Origin of the sequence: Cupriavidus phytohabitans (assembly GCF_017815025.1) — a bacterium.
In the GTDB taxonomy this organism is placed as follows: Bacteria; Pseudomonadota; Gammaproteobacteria; order Burkholderiales; family Burkholderiaceae; genus Cupriavidus.
On the sequence record NZ_JAGIQB010000105.1, the window covers coordinates 1 to 7,699 of the forward strand.

The window sequence follows — 7,699 nt, forward strand, 5'->3', positions numbered from 1 at the left end:
GGCTTACTTGCCGCTCTATTCCGTTCAGGCCTTCCGGCGTCGCCGCCGTACTATGCCCTATGCTGACTCCTGCCTAGCGGTCAATGGCCCTTGCGAGTCATTCAGTCCTGATTTCAGGACACCAAGCAGGCCTCCCGAGGTAATTCCAACCGCCTTCACCACACACCTGCCAGATTTACCATCCCGGCTCTTGATGGCTATGGACTTCGCGATCACTTGCTCGCTCGTCCAGCCAGGTAGGCCTCGTATCTGGTTTCTGTTCGTCAGGTCGTGGCTTTGTTCCACGCTTCCTTCAGACCCCGCCTCGCGACGACGCCCTTGCGCTTCACTAATCCTTCACCACCATCAGGTTGGATAGGGGACTTGCACCCCCGAGCTGTTGGACATGCTCGGCACACAAGAAAAAACCCGCCGTCAGGCGGGTTTGTCGTTGTTGCGCGTGGCGCCTGTGTATCGGCTGTCAGGCAAAGGTCAGCGCGTCGCGGCGTTCCGGCCGGTCCAGGTGCGGGATATTGTTGAAGCTCAGCAAGCGCTGCACGCCGCGGCCGACGATGATCTCGCAGAACGCGGTGTTGCGGAACTGCAGGTTCATTTCGATGGCAGTAGCTGCGGGGGCACCGAGCAGGTCGGCGGTGGCGCGACCGATGGCGCCGCCGGAACTGACCACGAGGATCGCGTCTTCACGCGTGGTGCCTTCACACGCTTGCGTCAGCGCATCGGCAATGCGCGTGCCGAAATCGGCCCAGCTTTCCGTCATGTCGGCCAGGCCATCCTGCGTCCAGGCATGGTACGCGGCGCGGAAAGTGCGCCAGTAATCGTTGTAGTCGCCGTTCTGGTGGGCGCGGTGGTCGGCGCCGCCGGTGTGGCAGCGGTACAGCGCCTCGCCGTCGTATTCATTCAGACCCGGATGCGTGGCAATTTCCGCTTGCGGCTGGCCCATCGCGGCCAGGATCTCGCGCGCGGTGTCCTGCTGCCGCACCAGGTTGCCCGCTGCCACGCGTGCGAAGCGCAAGCCGCGTTCGCTGAAATATTCGCCCAGCCAGCGGGCCTGCTGGCGGCCCGTCTCCGACAGGCAATCGTAGTTGGCGGCGCCAAACGAGGCTTGTCCGTGACGGACGAGGAAAAGCGTGGCCATGTGCGGTCTCAGTGTGCGTAGCTGCAGTCAGCGTGGACGCATTCTAGAGAGGCCTTGCTCCGCCGCCAAGCAAGCACTACGGAATTCATAGCGGCCATGGACGCGCTGCATTACCGCGCGAACTCAACCCTGGGCGTTGTCAGTGACGCCGAGGTACCCCGCCATCATGCGGCTCAGTTCGGGGATCATCCGTTCATCGTCGAGATGCAGCGGCCCGGAGTCGTTCAGCAACGCATTGACCAGCACGCTGAAGACTGCCTGCATGGCAAAGCGCACACGCAACTCGGCGATATCCGCCTGCAGCGACAGCCGTGGCACCAGCAACTGCACCATCCGCTCGACGATCGCTTCGCCGCTCTGGCGGTGCGGCTGCCATTCCTCCGGCTTTGTCGAGGCGTGGCGCAGAGAAGCGCGCATCACGCCGCGATTGGCGAGCGTGCCCAGCACCATGAAGCGCGCGGCTTTGTCCAGCAGCACGTTGGTCGGCACGTCGTCCCAGCGCTCCTGCGCGAGGTAGCGGTCGATCGATGCCGACGTTTCCTCCATGACCAGCGCGCGCAACGCCTCGAAATAAGCCATCTTGTCGCGGAAGCGGCCATAGAAGGCGCCCACCGACACCTGGCACGCGGCCGCGATCTGGGCTACCGAAACCGCGGCGAAATCGCGCTTCGCCAGCAGTTCGCGGCCCGCGCCGAGCAGGGCCTGCTCGGTCTCGCGCGCGCGCCGCTGCCGCGGCGGCTGCAGGATCGAAGGCGTGTCGATACGGGGAAAGGAAGAGGTGGCCGAAAGGCCGGACGACGTCGCTGACATAGGGATATTCCGTACTCGAATTCGGATTCGCTTTTGAAAAATACCGGTGCGCGCCGCGCGGCGTCAAGGCTTTTGTCGGGTGGCCGGCCGCTGCGAACGGGTGGGTGGCCACACCTGTGCGCATGGCACGCATGCGCGTTGCGCCGCGTCGCGGCGCGTCGCGAATGCACTGGCGGGCTGCATCAGAGCGAGCCGAATACCATGCCGAGGCCGTATGTGAACGAAGCGGCCATGCCGCCGATCAGGATCTGCCGCAGCGCCGAAAACCATCCCGGCCTGCCGTTGAATGACGACGTTCCCCAACCGACCAGGCCAAGTCCGCAGAGGCAGGCAATGATGCTGCCGAACTGAGCTGACGGCCCGGCTGTCACCAGGAAGGGCAGCAGAGGCACTAGCGCGCCGCTGCTGTACAGCACAAAGGAGATCACTGCGGCCTGCAGCGGGTTGCCGCCGCGCTCCTGCGGGTTGATGCCAAGCACGTCGCGCGCAAACGTATCGAGCGTGGCGCGCTGCGCGCAACGCATTGCCCCTGGGACGGTGGATGAGGCGCCGCAAGCGGGCACCGAAGCCGCTCGGAGTGGGGACGCTGGTCAGGGGCATGAGTCGACGTCTCAGCGAAAGCGCGGACCGAGGTCGTCGCGCATCCAGTCGATAAATGCGCGCGTGCGCGCCGGCAGCAAGCGCGCATGCGGATAGATCAGCGACAGCGGCCAGGCCGGCTGCTCGAACGTCTCGAGCACAATACGCAGCTTGCGCGCCTGCACCAGTTGCGCCACCTGGTACGAGAGGAAATTGCCGAAGCCGGCGCCTTCCGCGCACGCGGCAACGGCCGGCGCGGTCTGGTTGAACTCGAGATTGCCCGTCACCTGCACCTGGAACGGCTTGCCGTTTTCCTGGAACGTCCACCAGTGCGCGGCATTGCCGGTAAAGCGCACGCAATTGGCGCGCGCGAGGTCGTCGGGGTGGCGCGGCGTGCCATGCTTGCGCAGGTAGGCGGGTGTGGCCACCACCACGCGCCGGATATGGCCGACCGGCTGTGCCACCAGCGTTGAATCTGCCAGCGGGCCGATGCGTACGCCGACGTCGAGCTCTTCTTCCAGCAGGTTCACCACGCGGTCGGTGAATTCCATGCGGCAGCGCACGCGCGGATAGCGCAGCACGAAGCGCGTGACCGCCGGCGCGATGTACATCTGCCCGAACAGCACCGGCGCGGTCAGCGTGAGCTGGCCGCTGGGCTCGACATGGCTGGCGGTCAGGCCGGCCTCGACCTCATCGATCGTGGCCAGGATGCGCCGGCAGCTGTCCAGGTAGCTGCGCCCCTCGCCGGTCAGCGACAGCCGCCGCGTGGTGCGGTTGAGCAGCCGCACCTGCAACTCGGACTCGAGCGCGGCCAGCGTGCGCACAACCGCAGGCAGGGATGTGTGCAGCGTCGCCGCGGCCGCCGTCAGGCTGCCCGCGTCGACGATCCGAACGAAGGTCTGCATGGCTCGAAGCTTGTCCATGGCGCCACACATTACTCCGATTTCCGGAGTAGTCAAATATCAGGCGCCCCATTTATTGCATAGCGTTTCGCGTCCAGAATCCTGCTATCCCAACCCAACGAGGAGCGTGTCATGCAAGCCGCCAACCATCCCGCCGAGCCCCGTGTTCCGCTCGTTCTCTACCGTTCGCCGCTGTCCGGCCATGCGCATCGCGCCGAGCTGCTCCTGTCGCTGCTGGGACTGCCATACCGGCTGGTCGATGTCGACCTGCGCGGCGGCGAACAGCATCGCGAGCCGTTCCTGCGGCTCAACCCCTTCGGGCAGGTGCCGGTGCTGGATGACAATGGCGTGGTGCTTGGCGATTCCAACGCGATCCTGGTCTACCTGGCCACGCGCTATGACGATGGCCGCTGGCTGCCGCGCGACCCGGTCGGAGCCGCGCGCGTGCAGCGCTGGCTGTCGGTGGCCGCCGGCGAGATTGCCTTCGGTCCCGCCGCAGCGCGGCTGGGCGTGCTGTTCGGCCGGCCGGTGCCGCTGGATGACGCCATCGCGCGGGCGCAGCGGCTCTTCGTGCTGATGGAGTCCCTGCTGGCCGAGCAGCCATTCCTGGCAGCCGCCCATGCCACGCTCGCCGATGTTGCCGCCTACAGCTACATTGCCCGCGCCGAAGAAGGCAACGTGCCATTAGCGCCGTATCCTGCCCTGAACGCGTGGTTGCGCCGCATCGAGGCGCTGCCCGGCTTCGTGCCGATGATCGTATCCCGGGCTGGCCTGGCTGCCTGAGGCCGCACCACCCGACGCCGCCGCGCGAACGCCGGCTGCATCAGCCAAGGAGTCCATCATGGAACTGCCCGTCTGGCCGCATGCCGGCCTGCCTTTCCACGCCGGGGAACTGGCCGCGCAGGAGCGCGCCGGCAAGCGCGAGCGCATGGCGGCGGCCGGCGCGCGCGTGATCCGCGGCGAAATGCCCGAACAGCATCGCGACTTCTTTGCCCAGCTGCCATTCCTGCTGGTCGGCGCGGTCGATGCCGGCGGCCTGCCGTGGGCATCGGTGCTCTTCGGCGCGCCGGGGTTTGCTTGCAGCCCCGATGCCACGCACTTGCGCCTCGACGCCTTGCCGCTCCCCAGCGATCCGCTGGAGCAGGCACTGGAGCACGGTGCGCGCATTGGGTTGCTTGGCATCGAACTCGCCACGCGCCGGCGCAACCGGATGAACGGCATCATCGTCGCGCGCGACCATCGCGGGTTCACGGTCGAAGTCGAGCAGAGCTTCGGCAATTGCCCGCGCTATATCCAGCTGCGCGAAGCCACCGCGGCCCTGCCAGCGGCACCCATGCCGGCCTGGCATGGCACTGCGCTGGACGACGATGCGGCAGCCTGGCTGCGGGCGGCCGATACGCTGTTCATTGCCACCAGCCATGCTGCCTTGCCGGAGGAGGGCGAGCACACCGGGGGCGTCGATGTGTCGCACCGCGGCGGCAAGCCGGGCTTTATCCGTGTGGACGGCGATGGCACGCTCACCTTCCCGGATTTCAACGGCAACAACTTCTTCAATACCGTCGGCAACCTGCTGGAGAACCCGCGCGCCGGCCTGGTGGTGCCGGATTTTGCCGCAGGCGCGCTACTCCATGTCGGCGGGCATGCCGAAGTGATCTGGGACGGCGCCGAACTGGCGGCATTTGCCGGCGCGGAGCGACTAGTGCGGCTGCATGTCGAGCGGGTGGTGCGGCGGCAGTCAGTGCTGCCGCTGCGCTGGCAGTTGCGCGAATACTCGCCGGTACTGGCTGCCACCGGCGCCTGGGCGGCGGCCTGAGCGGCGCGCCCGCTCCGCGGTGGGCGGGCAGGCTCAGATGATGGCGGACTCGATCCCGCTGCTTACGCAGTGCCTCAAGGCGCCGGGCCGCCGGGCCGCCGGTCAGCCGCGCCGCGGTATTTCAGTGCGGCACAGTGGCCGACCAGCGTGCTGAGGCAGCAGGCATCGCCACTCCATTCGCCGCCGATGACGATGCCGTCCGGGCCCGCGATCAGCTTGCGCTGGCAATGGCCCGGCGTCGGCGTGCGCTCCATGCCGGCATCGCGGGGGCCGCTGCCTGGCGCGCGGGCTGCCGGGATGGTCTCGTTCCAGACATAGGCGGTGCCGGACGGCATCGCCTGAACCGCCTGGGGTGGGCCCCACTGGCGCTTGGCCTCGTCGACAGAGACGTTCTTCCAGGAGTCGAAGATGTCCTGCATGGCGCCGCCGCCCAGGCCGGCACACGCGCCGGTGAAGGCCCCGGCCCAGAGAACGGCCAGGCACGCTCGCACCCGCGCGGCGCCGCGGGCCGTTTTGGCAGGACGGAAGAATTTGGCAGGCATGGACACTCCGCATCGGCGCGCCCGGCGGCAAGGGCGGTCCGTCGAGACTAACGGAAGGGCGCTCTTGCCCACAAGCACGGATTGCGCGCCAGCCCACACATGGGGCAGGGGCGGCGCGGTTCAGTCGGCGAACAGATCCAGGACATGCTGACCGGCCACGCGGATTGGCCTGCGTGGGGCGGTCCCCGATGCGGCACGCACCTGCCGCACCGCATCCTGCGGCATGGCCGGCGGGGTCAGTTCGAACAGGCTCGCTATCGGCAGCGGGACCGATTCCGGCATCCACTGTGCCATGCGTGGGGCCAGGATATGGTAGGTGTCCAGGTCGAAGTGTGCCGGGGCAACGGCCAGCACGCGGGCCTCGTCGAGCGTGGCCGAGCAACCCAGATAGCACCAGTCGTTGGCGACATGCCACCACGCGCGTCCGGCATGCTCCTCGCGCCATGCCACCGGACCGTCAAAAGGCCACGGCACCAGCGCCAGCGGCGCCAGTGCGGTGGCCAGGCGGGCGCGGTGCGCGGCGGACGGCTCGGCGCCGATGCAGGCGCCGGCGCAGCGGTGGACCTGCCGCGCGAAACAGGGGTTGCCCCGCCGCGTGGTCTTTTCCAGTGACAGCGTGGCCATGCACAATCCGTGTTCTTCGGCCAGCGCACGCAAGCGCGCCTCAGCCGCGCCGCGGCTGCCAAAGGCTCCGAACAGATCTCGATGCCGGCAGAAATCAGTGTCGCGGCTGGTGCGCAGGCGCGGCACCGGCAATTGCGGCGGCAGCTCCCATGCGTAGAGCCGGGCATTGCTGCGCAGCTGCTGGTTGTGGACAGGCTGCATCGCCTTGACCAGTCTGGCCTCGAGCAGCAGCGCGCCGGTCTCGCCGCCGGTCTCGCGCCACTCTACCCGGCGCACCAGGCGCGCCAGCCGCATATCCTTGCCGTAGCGGTAGTCACCCGAGAAATGGGCGCCGATGCGCTGGCGCAGGTGCACGCTCTTGCCTACGTATAGCGGGACGTCGTCGTCGCCATAGAAGATATAGACACCGGGGGTGCCAGGCACGTCTTCCAGTGCGGTCTCGTCGAGGCCGGCCGGCAGGCTGGCGCGGCGGACCAGGGAGCGTACCGCGGACTCGACCAACTCGACCGAATAGGTGTCGTGGACCTTTTGCCAGAACTGCCATAGCAGCTCGGCATCGGCCAGGGCTCGGTGCCGGCCCTTGGGCGTCAGGCCGAAACGGGCGATCAGCGCGTCGAGGCCATGGCGTTCTACCGACGGGTACAGGGAGCGCGAAAGGCGTACCGTGCATAGCACATCCGCACGGAACGTGACGCCGGCGCGCCGGAAGGCGTTTTTCAGGAAGCCATAATCGAATCGGGCGTTATGGGCCACGAAAAGACGGCCCTGCAGGCGCTCGGCAAGTGGCTCGGCGAGTGACTCGAACGTGGGCTGGCCCCGCACCATCTCATCGGAAATGCCGGTCATGCGCTGGATGAACGGCGGGATTCCGATGCCGGGGTCCAGCAACGTGTCCCATTCGATAATTCCGTCCGGGCCGACCTCGACGACGCCGATCTCGGTGATGCGGTCACGCTGGGCGTCGGCACCGGTGGTTTCCAGGTCGACAAAGACGATCGGGCGCGACAGCGCCGCGGCGAGCGCCAGGGCGTCTGCAAAGTGTTTGCCGTCCGCGGGCATGCGCGACGGCAGGTAAGTGGGCATGTCCGGCATCAGCCGATTTTAAGCGCCTGCGATGGCGGCACGAAGAAGATTTCAGAAACCCCTTGCCAAGCCCCTCGGCGTCCCTTAATATTCGCCCCCTCGCAACACAACGCGGCGCTGCAAGGCAGCACTGACAAGGGTTGCGGGGTCGACCGGGAGGGTTGGCGCGGCGAAGTTGGCGCGCTGACTGCAGCAAAAAAAGATTGCTGAA

General features: G+C 67.3%; 8 protein-coding genes. 2 read left to right on the forward strand and 6 right to left on the reverse strand.

Annotated features, from left to right (window positions below):
* Window positions 1-460: 460 nt before the first annotated feature.
* The 4 genes from J8I34_RS32530 to J8I34_RS32545 form a co-directional block, all read right to left on the reverse strand.
* Window positions 461-1,135, reverse strand: a complete 675-nt coding sequence (locus tag J8I34_RS32530; RefSeq protein WP_029047224.1) for a histidine phosphatase family protein — start codon at window positions 1,133-1,135, stop codon at window positions 461-463.
* A 123-nt stretch (window positions 1,136-1,258) separates the two neighbouring features.
* The gene (locus tag J8I34_RS32535) at window positions 1,259-1,945 is read right to left on the reverse strand and encodes a TetR/AcrR family transcriptional regulator (RefSeq protein ID WP_209808314.1); all 687 of its coding nucleotides are present in this window, start codon (window positions 1,943-1,945) and stop codon (window positions 1,259-1,261) included.
* A 182-nt stretch (window positions 1,946-2,127) separates the two neighbouring features.
* Window positions 2,128-2,469 (reverse strand): VIT1/CCC1 transporter family protein, encoded by a 342-nt coding sequence (locus J8I34_RS32540; protein ID WP_245176309.1) that lies wholly within the window; start codon window positions 2,467-2,469, stop codon window positions 2,128-2,130.
* Between the two features lie 87 nt (window positions 2,470-2,556).
* Window positions 2,557-3,459 (reverse strand): LysR family transcriptional regulator, encoded by a 903-nt coding sequence (locus J8I34_RS32545; protein WP_209808315.1) that lies wholly within the window; start codon window positions 3,457-3,459, stop codon window positions 2,557-2,559.
* Between the two features lie 99 nt (window positions 3,460-3,558).
* Here J8I34_RS32545 and J8I34_RS32550 point away from each other — a divergent pair, with 99 nt between their 5' ends.
* Both J8I34_RS32550 and J8I34_RS32555 read left to right on the forward strand, forming a co-directional pair.
* Window positions 3,559-4,209: a glutathione S-transferase family protein gene (locus J8I34_RS32550; RefSeq protein ID WP_029047220.1), complete on the forward strand. Its 651-nt coding sequence runs from the start codon at window positions 3,559-3,561 to the stop codon at window positions 4,207-4,209.
* Between the two features lie 58 nt (window positions 4,210-4,267).
* Complete coding sequence (locus J8I34_RS32555; protein WP_209778086.1) at window positions 4,268-5,239, forward strand: pyridoxamine 5'-phosphate oxidase family protein; 972 nt, start codon at window positions 4,268-4,270, stop codon at window positions 5,237-5,239.
* Between the two features lie 74 nt (window positions 5,240-5,313).
* Here the strand turns inward: J8I34_RS32555 and J8I34_RS32560 are convergent, their stop codons facing one another.
* Together J8I34_RS32560 and J8I34_RS32565 are read right to left on the reverse strand one after the other, a co-directional pair.
* Window positions 5,314-5,781, reverse strand: a complete 468-nt coding sequence (locus tag J8I34_RS32560) for a hypothetical protein (RefSeq protein WP_209778084.1) — start codon at window positions 5,779-5,781, stop codon at window positions 5,314-5,316.
* 120 nt (window positions 5,782-5,901) lie between these two features.
* Window positions 5,902-7,497: a 3'-5' exonuclease family protein gene (locus tag J8I34_RS32565; protein ID WP_209778081.1), complete on the reverse strand. Its 1,596-nt coding sequence runs from the start codon at window positions 7,495-7,497 to the stop codon at window positions 5,902-5,904.
* Window positions 7,498-7,699 lie beyond the last annotated feature (202 nt).